This window comes from Nocardia sp. NPDC049220 (assembly GCF_040647855.1).
Lineage (GTDB): Bacteria > Actinomycetota > Actinomycetes > Mycobacteriales > Mycobacteriaceae > Nocardia.
Window position 1 is genome coordinate 13780 of the sequence record NZ_JBEZDA010000034.1, and the last position, 17429, is coordinate 31208.

Consider the following 17429-nt stretch of genomic DNA (forward strand, 5'->3'; position numbering starts at 1 on the left):
GCGCGCGTGGACTGGACGCCCAACGCCCTCATCCAGGACGAACGCAACCGCCGAGAGAGGGCATCGAGCGCGAGCGCCGACCGCCGAGAACCACTGCGATGTGGGCGTTACCGGAGGTAAGAAGTCGTCGTAACCCGCGACACCAACCTCGGCAATCGGGTTTTAGAACCTCGTGTATTTGGACACCGTCTTCGCCGGCACCCTCATCTCGATTCGGCGCGCTGCTTCAAGCCGTGAGATTCCATCGCGAGGTAGCGACGGGTGAGGCGCGCAGTGGCCCACCCGAACAGCCATCCGAGCGATCCTGTCTGGTCGATGACGAGGCGGACGGTGACCGAGCCGACCCGGTCGATCAGCTCGTGGCCGGCGCTGGTGGTGACACCGGGGCTTGTCGCACGCCAGGTGAAGTTTCTGCCTGGGTTCAGTTCGGTGACTGTCCAGATGGCTGTGAGCAGTCGAGGTTGGCGGACCTCGGCTCGGCTGCCGATGGTGAACTCGCCGCTGTCGAGCCGTCGCACACTGCGGATGGATTCGGTCCATTCCGGCCAGGTTTCGATATCCGTGAGGATCTGCCAGACCGTTTCGGGGTTCGCATCGATATCGATGGTGGTCTCGAAGTGCATGGCATACGAGCGTGGCACGAATGCCTACGGTCCGCTCGTAGATGATCGAAACCGAAGTACCGATTCGAGCCGTGGTCAGAATCGTCCGCCGCGACTGATCCGCCGGGAGCCGGTCGAACCGCCGTAGGAGCCCGCGCCCCAACCGCCCGACCCCGAGCGCCGGGCGCCGGTCGTCGCTCCCCGCAACATCCCCTCGATCAGAATGCCGCCGAGTACAGCCCCCGCCTGCGCGCTGCCGGACGGCGCCTGACTGCGTTCCCACGCGCGCACGCTCGCCTGTGCCGCTCGCACAGCGCGCCCGCCCAGATCTGCCGCTGCCTGCGCGTGGGTGAGCGCCCGCGCCGGATCGCCCGTGCTCAGCCGCTGCGCATCGTCGAGATGGCGCTGCGCTTCCGACAGCCGGGTGCGCGCCTCGGCGTCGATGCCACCGCGTCGGGTGGTGATGTAGTCGGCGGCCGAACCCACCCGGGAGCGGGCATCGCTCAGCGCACGGTCGAGCCTGCGCCGCAGGTCCTCGGCGGCGAGTTTTCGGTCGGTGGCCCCGGCAAGCGCGCGGTCCAGGTCGCTGTCGGCGGTGACCGAGTCGTGGAAGGCGGTCAGCGGGTCGGTGTCCGCGGTGGCGGTCGCCCGGTCCAGGGCGGCCCGTGCCGCGGCGGTGGCGGCGGACAATTCGGCCCCGCCGAAGGCGGAAAGCTCGGTGGCGGAGGCGATGTCGCGACGCAGCTCGTCCAGCACCGCGGGTAATCCGTCCCGCGATTGCTGGATGGTGGTCGCCGCGTTGTCGACCGCGTCGAGCAGGGTGCGGGCCTGGCCGATCGCCGCCTCGGCGGCCCGGATCGCGGCGACCGCCCCGCCCTGTTCGCCGACCGGCCGGGTGAGCGCGGTGCGTCCCGCGTCGATGTTCCGCTCCGCGAACGCGATTCGCTCATGAGCCATCGTCACATTGTCGTGGATCGGCGCGAGCACGCTGGCGGGCTGGGCGGCGGTGAGTCGGGTCAGTTCTGCCTCCGAGCCGGGGACGCGGCCGGTGAGGTCGATGAGGTCCCTGGTGAGCCCATCCAGTCGATCCGGGGCGTTGATCAGCAGATTGCGCAGGGCGTCGAATTCGGCGACCTGCGCGTCGAGTTCACGATCGGCGCGTCCGACCGTGCCGATCAGATCGACGAGCAGCGAGCGCTGCTCCTCCAACGTTTCCGGGATCTCGTCATCGAGCCGCTGCCGAATCGAGAATGCTTTGGCGGCGGCGGCTTTCGCGCGGTCCAGCGCGATGGTGAACGGAGTGGTCGCGGTGGCCCCGAACTCGCCGGTGGCCAGTTCGAGTTCCTCGTGGCTGGTGCGGACCGCGTTATCGATCTCCACCAGCACCTCGCGCGACCGCGCGTGCAGCGCCGCCAGCGGCAGCGCGGCCAGTGCTGTCGCATTCTCCGGGTCCAGCCGTCGCGCGGTCGCGAGTTCGGCCTTCGCCCGGTCACGGCGCCGCTTACGCGAGTAGAGCAGCAGACCGCCGACCACCGCCGCGATCACCAGACCGATGATCGACAGGAGGCGGCCGCTCACTCCGCCCTCGCGCATAGCCGAGTCCAGACCGTCGGCCGCCGCGATCCCGGCATCAGCCCAGCGACCGTCCCGCAGGGCGGGCTCGACCTCGCGAGTCAGCAGGTTGTCGAGTTCGGAATCGCTGACACCGCGGGGCAACTGGCCCTCGATCGAGTAACTGCGGTCCTCGGTGGCGACGGCGAGCAGCAGGTCATGTGCGCCGAACCCGGACATCGAGACGGTACGTCCGGCCCAGGTCTCCGGGGTGAGCCCGTCGAAGTCGCGCACATACACCACCCACAGCCGCACCTGCTGGTCGGCGTAGAACTGGTCCACCGATCTGCGCACTCGGCCGATGCGGTCCGCGTCGAGTGCTTCGGCCCGATCCTCCACATAGGTGTCCATCCGCAGCGGTGGTTCCGCCACGACCGTCGCCGCGCCGACCAAGGCAGCACCGGTGAGCAGGACAGTGATCGCGAGCCGGGCGGTCCAGCGGGCGTGGCCGTGCAACAGCGGCAATGGCATGGCACGAATCTAACTGGTTAGCATCCTTCCGTGATGATCATCGATCGCCCGTACACCGGCCGCGTGTCCCCGGGCGCGAACCCGCAGCAACGTGAGGTCCCCGGCGCGCGCATCATCAAGATGTCGGTCGGCGGCATGGACAACAACTGCTACCTGGTGCAGTGCGCGCACACCGACGCCACTCTGCTCATCGACGCCGCGAACGAGGCGGATCGCATCGCGGCCCTGGTCGCGCAGGAAACGCCCGGGCAAGTCCAGTTGATCGTCACCACCCATCAGCACCGCGACCACTGGCTCGCGCTGACGGAGACGACAGCCGCCACCGCCGCTCCCACCGCCGCCCACACACTGGACGCCGACCCGCTGCCAGTCCGCCCAGACCGTCTCCTCGCCGACGGCGACACCCTCACGATCGGCGATCTGGTCTTCGAAGTCATCCACCTGCGCGGCCACACCCCGGGCTCGGTCACCCTCGCCCTCCCCGACGGGGCCGGCCGTACCCATCTGTTCACCGGCGACTCGCTGTTCCCGGGTGGTATCGGTCGCACCACCTCACCCGAGGATTTCGACTCCCTGTTCACCGACGTGACCACAAAACTTTTCGACCGCTACCCCGACGACACCGTTGTCTATCCAGGCCACGGCGATGACACGACACTCGGTACCGAACGCCCGCACCTGGCGGAGTGGCGCGCCCGAGGCTGGTAGCGCGCGGTGTGGCGGGTTCAGGTGCCGAACTCGCCGGAGGTGAGGCCTCTACTGGCAGACTTGGGGAGTGAATTCGCCAACGACGCGTACCAGAGCTGTTGCGGCTCCCGGCCGCGCCCGGCCGTTAGGTCTCGGAGCGAACTTGCTGCGTTGGTCTTGGCGACTGATGGCCGGATCGGTGGTGATGGGAGCGGTGCTGGTCGGCGGGACCGCCTTCCGGGTCTGGCAGGTCGCGCGGGTCGACGACTACACGAACGCCGACGCGATCGTGGTGCTGGGCGCCGCGCAGTACTCCGGGACCCCGTCCACGGTGTTCGAGGCGCGACTCGATCGGGCCTACAAGCTGTTCCGGGCCGGTGTCGCGCCACGGGTGATCACCGTGGGCGGCAAACAGGAAGGCGACCTGTTCACCGAGGCGGCTTCGGGCAAGAACTATCTGCAATCGCGCGGAGTGCCGGGCGACAAGATTCTCGCGGTGGAGACCGGGTCGGACACTTTGCGCAGCGTCGAGGCGGTCGCGACCGCGATGCGTGCGCGCGGAATGTCCTCGGCGGTGCTGGTCAGTGATCCGTGGCATTCGCTGCGTACCCGCACCATGGCCCGCGACGAGGGTCTCGCCGCGTGGACCGCGCCGACCAGGACCGGTCCCGCCGTCTACACCCGCGAATCGCAGGCGCACGGAATCGCCAGGGAAACCGGCGCGTTGCTGTGGTATCAGCTCGCCCATTTCTCGGCGGACTTCACCTACACGGCGGGACAGTGAGACTCGATGGGCCACCGCTACACCGAACACGACAGCGAACGCCTCGTCGTCGAGAGCGCGAAGACCGCGGGCCTCGGCCCGCCGCGCAGTGAATTCGAGGCCGGCCACCGCACCGAGTTCGCCCGGGACCGCGCCCGGGTCCTGCACTCCGCCGCACTCCGCAGACTGGCCGACAAGACCCAGGTCATGGGTCCACGCGAGGGGGACACCCCGCGCACCCGGCTCACCCACTCTCTCGAGGTCGCCCAGATCGGCCGGAGCATCGCCGACGGCCTCGGCAGCGACCCCGATCTGGTCGACCTGGCCGGGCTCGCGCACGATATCGGTCACCCGCCCTATGGCCACAACGGTGAGCAGGCGCTGGACACCTTCGCCGACGCCTACGGCGGCTTCGAGGGCAACGCCCAGAACCTCCGCATCCTCACCCGCCTCGAACCCAAGCTGCTCGAGGCCGACGGCGCCAGCGCCGGCCTCAACCTCACCCGCGCCGCTCTCGACGCGACACTGAAATATCCCTGGGGCAGAACAGGTTCCGGTACGAAATTCGGGGCATACGACGTCGACGCCGAGCGGCTGGAATGGCTACGCAAGGGCGCGCCCGACCGACAGCGCAGCCTGGAATGCCAGATCATGGACTGGTCCGACGACGTCGCCTACTCGGTACACGATGTCGAGGACGGCGTGCTCGCGGGACGGATCGACCTGCGCGCCCTCGCCGACCCCGTCGAACAGGACGCGCTGGCGGCACTAGGCCACTTCCAGCATTCCGTGTCGGCCGACGAGCTGATCGCCGCCGCACAACGACTTTCGGAGCTGCCCGTGGTCGCGGCGGCCGCCGGCTACGACGGCACGTTCGCCGCTTCGGTCGCGTTGAAGCGCCTGACCAGCGAACTCGTCGGCCGCTTCGCCACCGCCGCGATCCTGGCGACCAGGCAGGTCGCCGGCTCGCGGCCGCTTTCGCGCTACGACGCCGAACTGGAGGTGCCGAATATCGTCGCCGCCGAGGTCGCGCTACTGAAAACGGCCGCGTTGCGCTATGTGATGTCCGATCCGGCGCACAAGCTGCGCCAGGCCGACCAGCGCGAGCGCATTTTCACGGTGGCCGAGCGACTGCTGGCCGCCGCACCGCACGGCCTCGACCCGCTGCTGCTGCCCTTCTGGGCCGCCGCCGCCGATGACACCGCCCGCGTCCGTGTCATCGTCGACCAGATCGCCTCCTATACCGAGAGCCGCTTGGAGCGGGTCGCCGTGCAGTTGAGCGCATAACTCGCCCGGGCCCGGCGTGACCAGCCACCGGGCGAGTAGCCGCCCGGTTTCGCCTAGACTCACTGCCGTGGCCGGACGACTCCCTGATCGCGACATCGCGGCGATACGCGACCGCGTCCGGATCGAAGACGTGGTGGGGGAGTACGTCGCGCTCAAACGCGCCGGCGCCGACTCCATGAAGGGCCTGTGCCCGTTCCACGACGAGAAATCCCCCTCCTTCCACGTGCGGCCCAACCACGGCCTGTTCCACTGCTTCGGCTGCGGTGAGGGCGGCGACGTGTTCGCCTTCCTACAGAAGATCGAGCATGTCGGCTTCGTCGAGGCAGTCGAGCAGATGGCCGATCGCGTCGGCTACCAGATCAACTACGAGGGCGGCGGCACCTCGGTCCAGCGCGACCGGGGCACTCGCTCCCGCCTGGTCGCGGCGAACGCGGCCGCGCACGAGTTCTACATGTCCCAACTGCGTGAACCGGGAGCCGAGGCGGCGCGCGACTACCTCACCGAACGCAATTTCGACGCGGCGGCGGCCCAGCAGTTCGGCTGCGGCTACGCCCCCGCCGGGTGGGACGTGCTGACCAAGCATCTGCTGCGGAAGGGCTTCGACTTCAAGGAGTTGGAGGCCGCCGGGCTGTCGCGGCAAGGTCAGCGCGGTCCGATCGACCGCTTCCACCGTCGTCTGTTGTGGCCGATCCGCAATCTCGGCGGCGATGTCATCGGGTTCGGCGCCCGCAAGCTCTTCGACGACGACACCATGCCGGGCAAGTACATCAATACCCCGGAAACGTTGCTGTACAAAAAGTCTCAGGTGCTCTTCGGTCTCGACCACGCCAAGCGTGAGATCGCCAAGGGGCACCAGGCCGTGGTGGTGGAGGGCTACACCGACGTGATGGCGATGCACCTCGCCGGTGTGAAAACCGCCGTCGCATCGTGCGGTACCGCCTTCGGGGACGAGCACCTGTCACTGCTGCGCCGCCTGTTGATGGACGACAACTTCTGGCGCGGTGAGATCATCTACACCTTCGACGGTGACGCGGCGGGCCAGGCTGCGGCGCTGAAAGCCTTCGCGGGCGACCAAAAACTGGCCGGCCAGACCTACATCGCGGTCGCGCCGGACGGCCAGGATCCGTGCGAACTGCGCCAGCACTCCGGTGACGGCGCCATACGCGACCTGGTCGCTCGTCGAACCCCGCTGTACGAGTTCGTGATTCGAGGACTACTCGCCGACCACAACTTGGACACCGCCGAGGGGCAGGTGGAGGCGCTGCGTCGCGCGGTGCCCGTGGTCGCGCAGATCAAGGACAACGCGCTGCGCAAGGCCTACGCCACCAAGCTGGCGGGCTGGGTCGGCTGGGACGATATCCAGACCGTCGTGCGCCGGGTCGGCGAGGAGGCCAAGCGCACTCGCAACGGCGGAGGCCGCCCTGGAGCGAGCCGTGCGTCCGTGCCGCCGCGGCGCGAGGTGGTCGCCGAACATCCTGCGGCACGGCCCAATCCGAACGATCCCACGCTGCTGCCACAACGCCAGGTCCTCGCGGCCGCGCTGCAATACCCGGCGATGGCCGGCGTGGCCTTCGACGCGCTCGAGCCGGAAGCGTTCACCCATCCCGCCTACACGGTGGTGCGCACGCTGATCGCCGAAGCGGGCGGGACAGCGGCCGGGCTGGGCGGTGCCGAGTGGGTCAACGCCGTCGCGGACCGCACCGACGACCTGACCGTGCGCGCGATGCTGTCCGAGTTGGCCAACGAGCCACTGCCGGTGAAATCCGAACGCGACATCCCACGATTCGTCTCCGGTGTGCTGGCCCGCACTCAGGAAGCGTGGGTCGGCCGTCAGATCGCGGAACTCAAGTCCAAACTCCAGCGGGTGTCCTCAACCGAACAACCCGAAGCCTACTTCGCCCTGTTCGGCGACCTGGTCGCGCTGGAGCAGTACCGTAAGAGCCTGCTCACCCAGGCGATGGGCAGTCACGACGACTTCGCCACCGGGGCCTGACGGCGACAGGCGCGGCCAGGACCCGGATGGCACCCACCCGCAGTTGTGTCTTACCGGCGCAGTTGGTCGTGTGGCACCAAGACGGTGGTCCGCTCATCGAGCGGCTCCATCGGCTCCAGTCGCGGCCGGGTGCTGAGTTTATCCGCGAGTTTCTGTCTGCCGATGAGCACGAGTTTGCGGGTCACCGGGCTCTCCGTCAACGCGCGGCGCGCGGCGCTGATCTGTTCATATCGAGCCCGACCGGCCTTGCTGCCGAGTACATACCCGGCCGCCACGCCGATGATCAACCGCAGCATCTCGATGTGCTCCTCCCAGTCGCGTGTTCGCGGCTACCATCCTGCCCGACGCCCCGCGCGCCTGTCGATCCGGATGGTCCCGCACACCACTGCTGTAATTCCGGACAAGTCAGCAGGTAGCGACGCGATTTGGGCTCGCGCCCGGCTATGCGCTAAAGTTTCTCCTCGGCCCGCCCGGTACTGGATGGGTCAGGATAGTCCCCTATAGCTCAATTGGCAGAGCAGCCGACTGTTAATCGGCAGGTTTCTGGTTCGAGTCCAGATGGGGGAGCGGTGAACGACCTCTGACCAGCGCATCAGCGCGACCGGTCAGAGGTCGATTTCGTATTCAGGCCCGGAAAAGCGCCAGAAAGTCTCCCAAAAGTCGGTACCGATCCCACGCCGTCGCCGTCCTGGTCGCTGCGACCGAAACCGCCCATCACCGCTTCGTGGATCACCGCCGCCGCGTCATGGTGCACTCGAGCCCGCGCCATGTACTTGCGCTGCGTCATCGCCGGATCAGCGTGTTGCAACACGTCCGCAGTCACCCGCGCAGACAGCCCGCGGTCGTCCAGCAGCAGAGCGACGAGCTTGCGGAACGCGTACGGGCTTACGTCGTCGGGAAGGCCCAACGCCTCACGAACCCGCTGCCACTGGTGACTGACGTTCACCGGATCACGCAACGTCCACTCCGACGACGGGAAGATCAGATCCACCTCGTAGTCATCCGGTGGCGGACAGTCGCGCTTGCGCAGCTGCATCTGCTCCCATCGGCGGTCGAGCACTTCCACGGCGAACTCGGGCAGCGCGATCGTGCCCTGTGGGTTCTTCGGGTCGTTGTCCTTGACCACACGCACCAGCCCGCGGCCGGGTACCCGGATCACCTTGCCGACCGTCTGAATCGTGCGCTTCTTGCGGTCGTAGAACGGCCACGCGAAGCCAAGGACCTGACTCGGACGCTGACCGACAGCACCCATGACCGCGATCAGGTCCGCCAGATCAGCGCCATCGCAGTACTCGGCCACGGTCGGTGGTGTGTAGGAACGGATTCCACGCTTCTGCTCGGCCTTGGTCAGCTTGCGCGGACACGGCACCGTCGACCAGTAGACCGAGGCCAGGATGAAGCACAGATCCTCGATACCGATATAGGCAGCGCCACCGGTACGGCCCCTCGGCGCCACGTTCTCCGGTATCTCGGCCTCACGAACCGGATTCACCGTCAGCGGCCCCCGACGCACCGCGAACCGAAACATCCCCGACAGCATCGAGCGTGCGTTCAGCATCGAACCGCGGCCGTGATTCGCCGCCACCCATTCCAGGAACGATTCCGCGGTACCGGTCGTGAACTCCTCTGGCCCGATACGGCGAAAGCCGTACTCGGCTACCAGCATTGCCGCCCACCGGTCATACAGGCGCAGTGTGTTGTCAGCACGGCCTTTCTTCACCAGGTAAACCCGGTACCCCGTCCAGAGTTCCGCCACCGTTGTCCGAGCAGTGACCTCGCCGCCACCCGTATCGGGAGCGAGGGCCGACGCCCCGGCGCGAACAGCCTCCGCCGCGCGACTCCCGTCCTTGTCAGGTATCCGACGCCCCCGGCTGTCGAAGCGGTCCGGCGATACACGACTCAGCCGCCGACGACGGCCACTGCGATCACGCACCCACGTATCCGCCTGCCAATGCCCGGCGCGTAACTCGGTCAAGCGCACCGAACCCGGCACCCCCAACTCCCGGGGTGGCCGACCCGTTCTCACCATGTCGGCTACGCGGCGCGATCGTCGGCCGGAATCGACTCCATCGCCTCATGCAACGCCGTGACATCCCAAATGAACTGACGACCACGGCGTTTCGGCCTGGGCAACGCGAACGGCGCGGAACCCTCGCGATTCCATCGACGAAGCACCTCGGGATGGCATCGGATGATCTCGGCCGCTTCTTCCGTTGTCGCCCAACGCTGTTCGCGCATCACGCTCTCTACTCTGGTTCTCACTTTGATCAGGCCCTTCTATGCTGCTTGCTGGATTGCCGAATGTTCGTCGTTGCCTGGTGGTCCGGCCGCGAGTAGTGCTCCGTCGTATTCGGCGCGCCAGGCGATGCGTTGGGCGATGGAGGACATGATTCGGTGGTCGCGTGGTGGGACGTTCTTGTCGCCGTTCTCGACCGGGGTGACGATGATGTGGGAGCGGTCGGGTTTGACGATGCCGACCTTGGCGAGCAGTTGCCGAACGAATTCGACGCGGTCGGCTTTGTGGTCGGGGATGGTCTTGTTCGACCAGCGCCGCGAGTTCACGACCCGGCGACCCGGTAGGCCGAGGGTGTCTCGACGGTGGGCCTTTTTCTTGCACCGACCGGGAATGGTCTTGTCGTTGGCTCCTTTGGGGACGATGCCGTAGCGCAGCCACACCCCGCACTCGGGAGAGCAGGGTGTTTTCTGGAGTTCGGCGTGGAGCCGGTCGTAGTGCGCGGCGACCCGCGGCGAGGGTGGTTCCACGATTTCGGCGATGGACTTGGTGAGGTACTTGGTCAGGTAGCGGACTTTGGCGTCGGCTTCTTCGGTGCCGCCGAGGATGCCGATCGGTTTGACCTGCACACCGAACCGGATCACGTGGGCGGGTTCGATGTCATCGACCGAATCCATGATGTCGAGGGCTTCATCCCAACCGGTCAACGCCGTGCCGGTATCAGGATCGGTGAACGTGGCCGCGGTCGGGTTCCAGACCGGCATCCGGTCCTCGGTGTAGACCTCGTGGTCGTGGTGGGGCCACCACACTTGGTCATAGGTCGCGCGGGTGACCGCCCGGAACACCTCGTGCGGAATCGATCCCCGGATAGCAAGGTGCAGGTGCGGGGCACCGCGGCGTTGCGGCTCGACGGTGCCCCAGTACTGGACATCCCAGCCGACCGCGCGACGCAGGTTCTGGAAGAAGCGGTCGAGCAGTTTGGAGAAGTGCACGATGTCACGGGCAGCGCTGCGGTAGTCGTAGGTCGAGGGGTCACGCGGTGAACCGTCCCCGCAGACTTCGCCTTTGGAGTTGACCGCGCCGTCGTTGTGAACCGTCCCGTAGGAGGGCAGGGTCAGGGTCAGGAACGTCGAAGGCCGGAACTTACCCGCGTACTCACGGCCCACGGTGGTCTTGGCGACCTTCAACCGCGGCAGATCCGGCAGATCCTGACGCCGACGAGTCGACCGCACACGCCGCTGCTTCGGTTTGACGTCCAAGGCGGGCAGGCGACCGCGGAACCCGGTCTCGCGCATCTCCCGATCCAGATCCGCCACCACGTCACGGATACCGTTCATCAATTCGGTGTCACCGTCGGCGCGGGCGTCCTGGTAGCTGTTGAACAGGTCGCAGCGGGCGGCGAGGAGTTGTTTCTGCTGCTCGGTGGCGGTGTCGGGTTCGTTGACCGGTTCGTGGTCGAGGTGCCAACCCTCGCGGCACTGGGTCATCCGTAGATGCCGGTTGTTGCGTGCGCACGCGGGACACACCGAGGCGATCGTGGATTTGCACGGTGCCCCGATGTAGGAGACCGTCAAAGTCTTGGGGTCCTCGGCACGCATCGGGATCGGGCGACGGCACACGTTGTGCTCATCAGCCAAGTCCTGAGCGACGGACCGGAAATCCGGCAGGCTACGACGCTGGGCCGCGGTCTGCCGGACCGGCACCGACTGTTCATCGGTGGTCACGCCGCCTCCTTGTTCTTCCACAGCCACTCGACCTTGGTCGAAGCCGCGGGAACGGGATCGGTGACGATTTCCCGGTGCTGCAGAACGAGTTCCATCGCGGACGGGCCAACGAGGCGGGTCCGGCAGTCCAGCGCCTCGAACGCCACAGCCAACCGGGCACGGCGGGCGTGGTAGTCCTCGGGGCACTGACCGGGAAGCATCCGCACCACGACTCGGTCGATCTCGTTGTCGAGGGTGACCGAGAGCAGAGCGGGTGTGCGGGTCCGGCCGTCATCGCTGGTGATGTGGAGTTTGCAGGCGGTCATGCACTGACTCCACTGCCGTCCGTAGATTCGCCACACCGTCCACCGGCCTTGGACGCGGTGGGTGACCCACCGATAGAACGAGTCATCACCGACGCGCCACCACACGAGAAGCGCGGTCACCGCGAGGACAGCAGTCAGCAGGGCGGGCAGCCAACCCCACAGCAGCGCAGCGACGACCACCGCCACGACAGGGGCCGAGAGCATCGGGAACAGGACCGCCCATTTCACGAGCAGGAACAGCGCGGAGACAGCCGCGATGACGAGGTGTCCGAGGCCGGTCATGATGGCCTCGGTCGGTGTAGTGGGTTTGCTGGTCACGGCTGGTCTTCCTCGGTGGGAGTGTCGAAAAGTGACATCTGGCCGGGTATCGGGGCGTAGAACTTGGCCGGGAGCGGTCCCGCGGGTGTCCGGCGACGTTTCCGGACACCGGCCGCAGCCTTCGCGATGATCGGATTGATGTCCGCGGCAGAGGTTTTCGTGGTCTTGGTCATGCCGCCCACCCCCCGTCATCGGTGTCGGAGTCGGAGTCGGAGGGCCAGTAGTTGGTCCGACCGGTTTCGGCCAACAGCAGCACCGCCATCGTGGCCGGATCGGTGCCACGGCGTTCCAGGTGCCCGCGGCGTCGTGCCTCCAGGTCGATCACGTTGTCGGTGCATGAGGCGTGGACAGGGCGATCGGTGCGGGTGTTGTTGGTGTGCTTCATGATTCGATGCCTCTGGTCGGGTCGTTGTGGTTGGTTTCGTCGCGTTCGATGGCGCGGCAGGCGTCGCAGATCACGCGGTCGCCGTCGTAGAACCAGCCCACCGCGGCAGAGCGGGCATTGATGTAGTCCACGGCTTGAGCGATGGAGTCGAAGCAGATGCCTTCGCCGCCGTCCTCGCTGTAGACGTCGCCGCAGCAGTCGCAGTAGACGACCGTGTGCAGCTCTTCGAGAAAGCCGCCCTTCATGCCGCCGCCGCCGACTCGTCGCCGAGGTCATCGGGGTCGAAGGTGGTCGGATCGAATTCGGGATCGGAGGACCCGGACGGGATCGCAGGAGCCGGGGAATAGGCATCCACGATCGCGTCGGCTGTGTCGTCGCAGACCCAGAACGCACGCACCCGAACGAACTCGGTAGAGCCGTCCTCACCGACGTAACCGACACCCGGGGTGTCCGTGCTGATCTTGTCGCAGCGAGCACCCCGAGCCCGAGCACCTTGGCCGTGGACCATCGCCACCTGTGTCGGTTCGTCCAGGCGGAGTCCGATCCGGACGGGGAACAGTTGCCGGACAGGCATCGTCTCCTTCGACGGGTCCTGCAATGCAGCGATCACCGACACCGCCGCGGCACGGCCCTGCGAGAGCAGCACACCCATAAGGCGTTTGAACTCGATCTGGTCTTCGCGTTCGGCGTAGGCCGACAGCGACGCGGCCTCATCGATGATGATCAGAATCAGTGGCTCGTCCACGGTGGGGATGTGCTTGCGGACACCAGCGGATCGCATGTGCGCCAACCGATCCCGCAGCGTCTCCACTGCCTCGCGCAGCAACGCCAGGATGGTGGTCGTGTCGGTGGCGAAGCGGGTGAACAGTCGATCCTCCCCGCGGCCGAACTCGGCACCGCCCTTCGGGTCTGCCATCAGCACATCCACCAGCCCGTCACGGATCGCGGGGCCGATACCGGCCAGGATCGACCACAGCACCGAACCCTTACCCGCGCCGGTCGCGCCGGCGAGCAAGATGTGTCCGTAGAGGACCCGCAGCCGCCACACGTCGTGGGCTTCGGTCACCCCGACAGGCACGGCCTCGAGATCGACCGACCCCAGCGTGCCGACCGGAGGCAGCGCGACCGGCGCCGAGAGGGTGTCGAACACTCGCAGGTCCAGACGGACCCCGCCGGGGTGCGGGAACGACACCGTGATCTCGGGAACGGCCAGGATCGCGGCCATCGCGTCACAGGCCGTTTCGGAGTTCCAGTCGGCCGAGGACTGACCAGCCAGCATCAGCAGGTCCACCCGCAACCCGTGGTCGGTGTACACCCAATCCTCGATCGGCGGGAAGCCGGTTTCGATCGACCCGAGCCGCAGCGCCTTCCACATGTGAGCGCGCTGCTGGATCTCGGCGAAAACGAACACCGCGGTCCGCAACTCCAACGGAGCCGACGCCACCACCGCAGCCGAACCGGTCTGGACGGGTGCACCGGCACCGAGGGAGCGCAGCCACCACATGCCCGCCGACGCCGCCACCAGACCGCCACCGGCCGCGAACGCCTCGATAGCGCTCATCACGCCCTACCTTGATGACGTGCCACCGGCGCCGCAGTGTGGCGGTCGTGCTCGGCCAACGCCGCACCCAGACCAGCGAACAGGGCACGAGCATCAGTGACCGTGAGTGACAACGCCGAGCCGAGCCCACCAAGTTCAGCGACCACCCGCGGCGGAGACGAAAAGTCTTCCCCGAGGGCGTGCGGACGGTAGGTGACCTGCCCGACCTCGATATCGGGCATCGCGGTCAGCATCGAGGGAAGTGAGTACATGTCAGTGACTCCCAGCAGGGATAGCGATCGGCAGCATCGGCTGAACCGCTCGCACGGGACGAACAGGAACCACCCGAGCCGCAACAGGCGCAGCAGCCACCCGCACAGGGACAGGTACGGGCACAGGGGTGGGAGCAGGAGCCGGGACCGGCTCGGAAACAGCGGGTTTCGCCGGAACAGCCTTGGTGTACTTCGCCGCCGTCGCCGGGGACACACCCAGTTCGCGAGCGATCTCGGCATAGGACTTACCCGCCGAGTGCAACTCGACAGCACGAGCAACCGCCACCGGATCGCGACGAGACGAACCCGACTTACGGGCAGGCTTGGAACGACGCACCGGCACGGGGACGGGATCGACGGTCACAGCCGGATCGGGATCGGTCCAGGCAGGCTCGCCCGCAACCGACACAGCCGCGATATCCGCCACCACATCAGCCGCCGAATGCCGTTGCACGGCACGGAACAGCAACGCCAACCCATGCGTATCGGCCAGTAGCGAGACCGGAGCCACCGCAGCGACGATGGCAGCCGCCCAGCCCGGAAGCGGGTGACCGGAAGCGACCGAGTGCAGCGAGTTGCCCGCCACACTCACCCCCGCGCCGATCACCAGCACCGCCAGGAAGAACCGGCGATCCGAGCGGTCCGAGGAGGCCAGCAGTCCAGCCGTGGACAGCAGGATCGTGCCATCCACGATCACCGGGAACAGCCACGCGTCTCGAGCCGGGACACGGGCCAGGACAGCAAGGTCGGCCAGGGTGGTGAAGCTCAGTCGGAACGCCGCCACCCCGACACCGAGGATGATCACCGCGGCGAACCAGCGCGCCCAACGCTTCCCACCCGACTGCTGCTGATTCGCCGCCATGATCAGGCCGCCTTACCGGTCGGAGCGGACTTCGCGCCGGAGTTGTCGCCCTTGATACCGGTCGCGCGGTAGGTGTAGCCCAGATACTTGAACTCGCCCTGCCCCATCACCCTCGGCTCCGCGGTCAGGCCCTCCAGTTCGATGAACCAGATACCGTCCGCGATCTGCTCACCCGCCGGGATCGGCTGAACACGCGCCACGAACGTGATCTCGAACGAAGCCCGCTTACCCTTCGGCTCACCCGGATCAGTCACCGTCGCCACCCACAACGGCATCCCCGAGCCCTCACCCGTGGCCGGGTCGAAATCCAGCCGCTGCTCCTTGAGCGCGTTGCGGTCGGAGTTGTACTTGATCGCCGGACCGATCTCACCCATCAACAGAAGCCGCTGCGGAAACGCCGTCGCGAACTCGACCGGGAAGCCATAACCCTTCGGAATCGCCATCTCTTTGATCTCCTCACTAGGTTGAGTTGAGACCCCTAAACTCTTCAGGCGTAGCTGTCACCTGCGAAGTTGAGGGGGTATCAACTTCCAGAATACGCGGGTGCGGAGTTTGTCGTCAAGGGGTTCTAAACTCGTAGTGTGACCAGTGCAGATGAGTTCGAACAGGTCCGGCGAGACCCGGACCCGATCCGCCGCGGACGACGAGCTACAGATCTGATCACCGTCTATCAGCAACGCGCCATCGAACTAGCACGACTCCGCAGGGAAGCGGTCGAGGAAGCCCGCAATACCGGCATGAGCTACACCGACGTCGCAGACCTGATCGGCGTCACAAAGAGTCGTGTCAGCCAGATCCGAACGTCGGCACCGCCACCCGAGCGGGCATTCTTCGGTGTTGGCCCGGTCGCCCTTGGCATTCCGCGCCGATTCGGCCACGAGGAGGGGCGCGAACGGGCCTATTTCGACGAGAGCGACGACCAGGTTGCGAAGGTATTGGATGGTGAGTCAGGGCGACTCTCGTTGTCTATCAACCGGTTTCCGATTCAACCCGACACCGAGTCGCCGCCGGACGGGGACTCGATAATCGTGTGCGGCCCGAAGTCTGCCCCCGTCGGTAAGAATCTCTTGGAAGCCGATACGAGTTTGTCCTTTGAGCGGGATGACGCCGGTTGGTGGATCGTTGACTCTCACACTGGACAGAGGCACGGTTCGCCGTACCGCCAGAACAGCATGAACCATTCCGACATCGGATACTTGTCACGCCGGGTCGAGAACGACCGCGTAATCGTGCACATAGCCGGGATCACAGCGATTGGTTCGCTCGGAGTAGCCCACTGGCTTACGAAGAACCTCGCCTCCATGTACAGCCGGACGGACACATTCATCAGTTGCGCCATCGCATGTGACTTCGAGACTCCCACCGAGATCGCCGATTCTCGCCTCATCGCCGGTCCCTACCGGAACAAAGTCCACCCATGAAGGTCGCGACCGCCCAATTGGACGGCCCCAACGCCGAGGATCGCGTAGTTGCCACAGCGACAGGGCTGATCGTCCTCGATGGCGCGACCGCACACGAATCCGGGACGCCCCCGGCGACGAACTACGTAGACCATCTCGGCCGAGAACTCGCGCAACGACTGGATGACGACGTGCCACTGAGCGACGTTCTTCGCGCTTCGATCAGCGCCACAGCACAATCCCTTGACCTGCGCCCCGGTCAATCGCCATCCAGTACGGTCGTCCTACTGCGCGGCGCCCAGGATGGCGTAGACGTTCTCGTACTCGGAGATTCCGCCGCGGTCGTTGGCCTACGCGACGGGTCACAAGTCTCCATCCTCGATGACCGTATCGACCGATTGTCGATACCCGAAGCGACGGAGTACCGAGCCCGCCTTGCCAGAGGGACAGGCTTCGATACGCGGCATCGGGAGTTGCTTGAGCGAGTCCAGCGCCAAGAACGCGTACGACGCAACCGGACCGGCGGATTCTGGATAGCCGAAGCCGACCCCGATGCAGCTGACCACGCCATCATCAACACCTATCCACGCGAGATATTCGCATGGGCAGTCGCCGCCACCGATGGCGCATTCGACCCATTGACCGCCCTGGGGATCTCCTGGTGTGACATTGCCGCTCACACGTCCGAGCAACTACAGCAGGACCTGCACCAGTGCTCCTACTGGGAACGCACTGTCGACCCCAAAGGGCAGGCCCGCCCTCGCTCCAAGCGCCACGACGACAAGACCCTCGCGGTACTGCGAACCTGAGCGCTCCGTCTTGTCGGGCAGTCGTTGCCGAATTTCGCCATACAGGATCAAGGCGCACCGGCGGCGCTACGCGCCGCCGCCGCGCTACGACGCGCAGCGCGGCTCCCAAACGGCGGTCGCCGCGGCGCGTCGAGCGCCTCGGGAGCGCGATGGCCCCCGGGGCGCAT

20 protein-coding genes and 1 tRNA gene are annotated in these 17429 nt (G+C 66.6%); 7 read left to right on the forward strand and 14 right to left on the reverse strand.

Features of this window, described 5'->3' with window-relative positions; translation table 11 throughout:
* Nucleotides 1-203: 203 nt before the first annotated feature.
* Complete coding sequence (locus AB0C34_RS30850) at nt 204-623, reverse strand: SRPBCC family protein (protein WP_357080787.1); 420 nt, start codon at nt 621-623, stop codon at nt 204-206.
* Nucleotides 624-698: 75 nt separating this feature from the next.
* The gene (locus tag AB0C34_RS30855) at nt 699-2684 is read right to left on the reverse strand and encodes a TPM domain-containing protein (RefSeq protein ID WP_357080790.1); all 1986 of its coding nucleotides are present in this window, start codon (nt 2682-2684) and stop codon (nt 699-701) included.
* A gap of 33 nt (nt 2685-2717) precedes the next feature.
* Between AB0C34_RS30855 and AB0C34_RS30860 the strand changes: the two genes are divergently transcribed.
* The 4 genes from AB0C34_RS30860 (at nt 2718) to dnaG (ending at nt 7414) form a co-directional block, all read left to right on the forward strand.
* A complete protein-coding gene (locus AB0C34_RS30860) occupies nt 2718-3392 on the forward strand; it encodes an MBL fold metallo-hydrolase (protein WP_357080835.1) in 675 nt (224 codons plus the stop codon).
* A 166-nt stretch (nt 3393-3558) separates the two neighbouring features.
* Nucleotides 3559-4155 (forward strand): YdcF family protein, encoded by a 597-nt coding sequence (locus AB0C34_RS30865; protein ID WP_357080838.1) that lies wholly within the window; start codon nt 3559-3561, stop codon nt 4153-4155.
* A 6-nt stretch (nt 4156-4161) separates the two neighbouring features.
* Complete coding sequence (locus AB0C34_RS30870; protein WP_357080793.1) at nt 4162-5421, forward strand: deoxyguanosinetriphosphate triphosphohydrolase; 1260 nt, start codon at nt 4162-4164, stop codon at nt 5419-5421.
* 67 nt (nt 5422-5488) lie between these two features.
* Complete coding sequence (gene dnaG / locus AB0C34_RS30875) at nt 5489-7414, forward strand: DNA primase (RefSeq protein WP_357080795.1); 1926 nt, start codon at nt 5489-5491, stop codon at nt 7412-7414.
* A gap of 50 nt (nt 7415-7464) precedes the next feature.
* Here the strand turns inward: dnaG and AB0C34_RS30880 are convergent, their stop codons facing one another.
* Nucleotides 7465-7710, reverse strand: coding sequence for a hypothetical protein (locus AB0C34_RS30880; protein ID WP_357080798.1), 246 nt, complete (start codon nt 7708-7710; stop codon nt 7465-7467).
* 198 nt (nt 7711-7908) lie between these two features.
* Between AB0C34_RS30880 and AB0C34_RS30885 the strand changes: the two genes are divergently transcribed.
* A tRNA-Asn gene (locus AB0C34_RS30885) sits at nt 7909-7981 on the forward strand.
* Between the two features lie 25 nt (nt 7982-8006).
* On the opposite strand, the gene AB0C34_RS30890 is transcribed toward AB0C34_RS30885, so the two are convergent.
* The 11 genes from AB0C34_RS30890 to AB0C34_RS30940 form a co-directional block, all read right to left on the reverse strand.
* Nucleotides 8007-9170, reverse strand: a complete 1164-nt coding sequence (locus tag AB0C34_RS30890) for a tyrosine-type recombinase/integrase (protein WP_357080801.1) — start codon at nt 9168-9170, stop codon at nt 8007-8009.
* 278 nt (nt 9171-9448) lie between these two features.
* The gene (locus AB0C34_RS30895; protein ID WP_357080804.1) at nt 9449-9652 is read right to left on the reverse strand and encodes a hypothetical protein; all 204 of its coding nucleotides are present in this window, start codon (nt 9650-9652) and stop codon (nt 9449-9451) included.
* 39 nt (nt 9653-9691) lie between these two features.
* Complete coding sequence (locus AB0C34_RS30900; RefSeq protein ID WP_357080807.1) at nt 9692-11371, reverse strand: replication initiator; 1680 nt, start codon at nt 11369-11371, stop codon at nt 9692-9694.
* Nucleotides 11368-11994 carry a hypothetical protein gene (locus tag AB0C34_RS30905; protein WP_357080810.1) on the reverse strand — a complete coding sequence of 209 codons (627 nt, stop codon included), beginning with the start codon at nt 11992-11994 and terminating at the stop codon, nt 11368-11370. Before AB0C34_RS30905 ends, AB0C34_RS30900 begins: the two co-directional genes overlap by 4 nt.
* Complete coding sequence (locus tag AB0C34_RS30910) at nt 11991-12167, reverse strand: hypothetical protein (RefSeq protein WP_357080812.1); 177 nt, start codon at nt 12165-12167, stop codon at nt 11991-11993. The genes AB0C34_RS30905 and AB0C34_RS30910 overlap by 4 nt, the downstream gene beginning before the upstream one ends.
* Nucleotides 12164-12379, reverse strand: coding sequence for a hypothetical protein (locus tag AB0C34_RS30915; protein ID WP_357080814.1), 216 nt, complete (start codon nt 12377-12379; stop codon nt 12164-12166). The genes AB0C34_RS30910 and AB0C34_RS30915 overlap by 4 nt, the downstream gene beginning before the upstream one ends.
* Nucleotides 12376-12624 carry a hypothetical protein gene (locus AB0C34_RS30920; RefSeq protein ID WP_357080816.1) on the reverse strand — a complete coding sequence of 83 codons (249 nt, stop codon included), beginning with the start codon at nt 12622-12624 and terminating at the stop codon, nt 12376-12378. Before AB0C34_RS30920 ends, AB0C34_RS30915 begins: the two co-directional genes overlap by 4 nt.
* A complete protein-coding gene (locus AB0C34_RS30925; RefSeq protein ID WP_357080818.1) occupies nt 12621-13940 on the reverse strand; it encodes an FtsK/SpoIIIE domain-containing protein in 1320 nt (439 codons plus the stop codon). Before AB0C34_RS30925 ends, AB0C34_RS30920 begins: the two co-directional genes overlap by 4 nt.
* The gene (locus AB0C34_RS30930) at nt 13940-14191 is read right to left on the reverse strand and encodes a hypothetical protein (RefSeq protein ID WP_357080821.1); all 252 of its coding nucleotides are present in this window, start codon (nt 14189-14191) and stop codon (nt 13940-13942) included. Before AB0C34_RS30930 ends, AB0C34_RS30925 begins: the two co-directional genes overlap by 1 nt.
* A gap of 1 nt (nt 14192) precedes the next feature.
* On the reverse strand, nt 14193-15053 hold the full coding sequence (locus tag AB0C34_RS30935; protein WP_357080823.1) for a DUF2637 domain-containing protein: 861 nt from the start codon (nt 15051-15053) through the stop codon (nt 14193-14195).
* A 2-nt stretch (nt 15054-15055) separates the two neighbouring features.
* A complete protein-coding gene (locus AB0C34_RS30940) occupies nt 15056-15496 on the reverse strand; it encodes a hypothetical protein (protein ID WP_357080826.1) in 441 nt (146 codons plus the stop codon).
* A gap of 294 nt (nt 15497-15790) precedes the next feature.
* On the opposite strand from AB0C34_RS30940, the gene AB0C34_RS30945 reads away from it, so the two are divergent.
* Together AB0C34_RS30945 and AB0C34_RS30950 are read left to right on the forward strand one after the other, a co-directional pair.
* Entirely contained in the window at nt 15791-16474 is a 684-nt protein-coding gene (locus AB0C34_RS30945) for a sigma-70 family RNA polymerase sigma factor (protein ID WP_357080829.1), read from the forward strand.
* Nucleotides 16471-17262 carry a protein phosphatase 2C domain-containing protein gene (locus AB0C34_RS30950; protein WP_357080832.1) on the forward strand — a complete coding sequence of 264 codons (792 nt, stop codon included), beginning with the start codon at nt 16471-16473 and terminating at the stop codon, nt 17260-17262. Before AB0C34_RS30945 ends, AB0C34_RS30950 begins: the two co-directional genes overlap by 4 nt.
* Nucleotides 17263-17429: the final 167 nt, after the last annotated feature.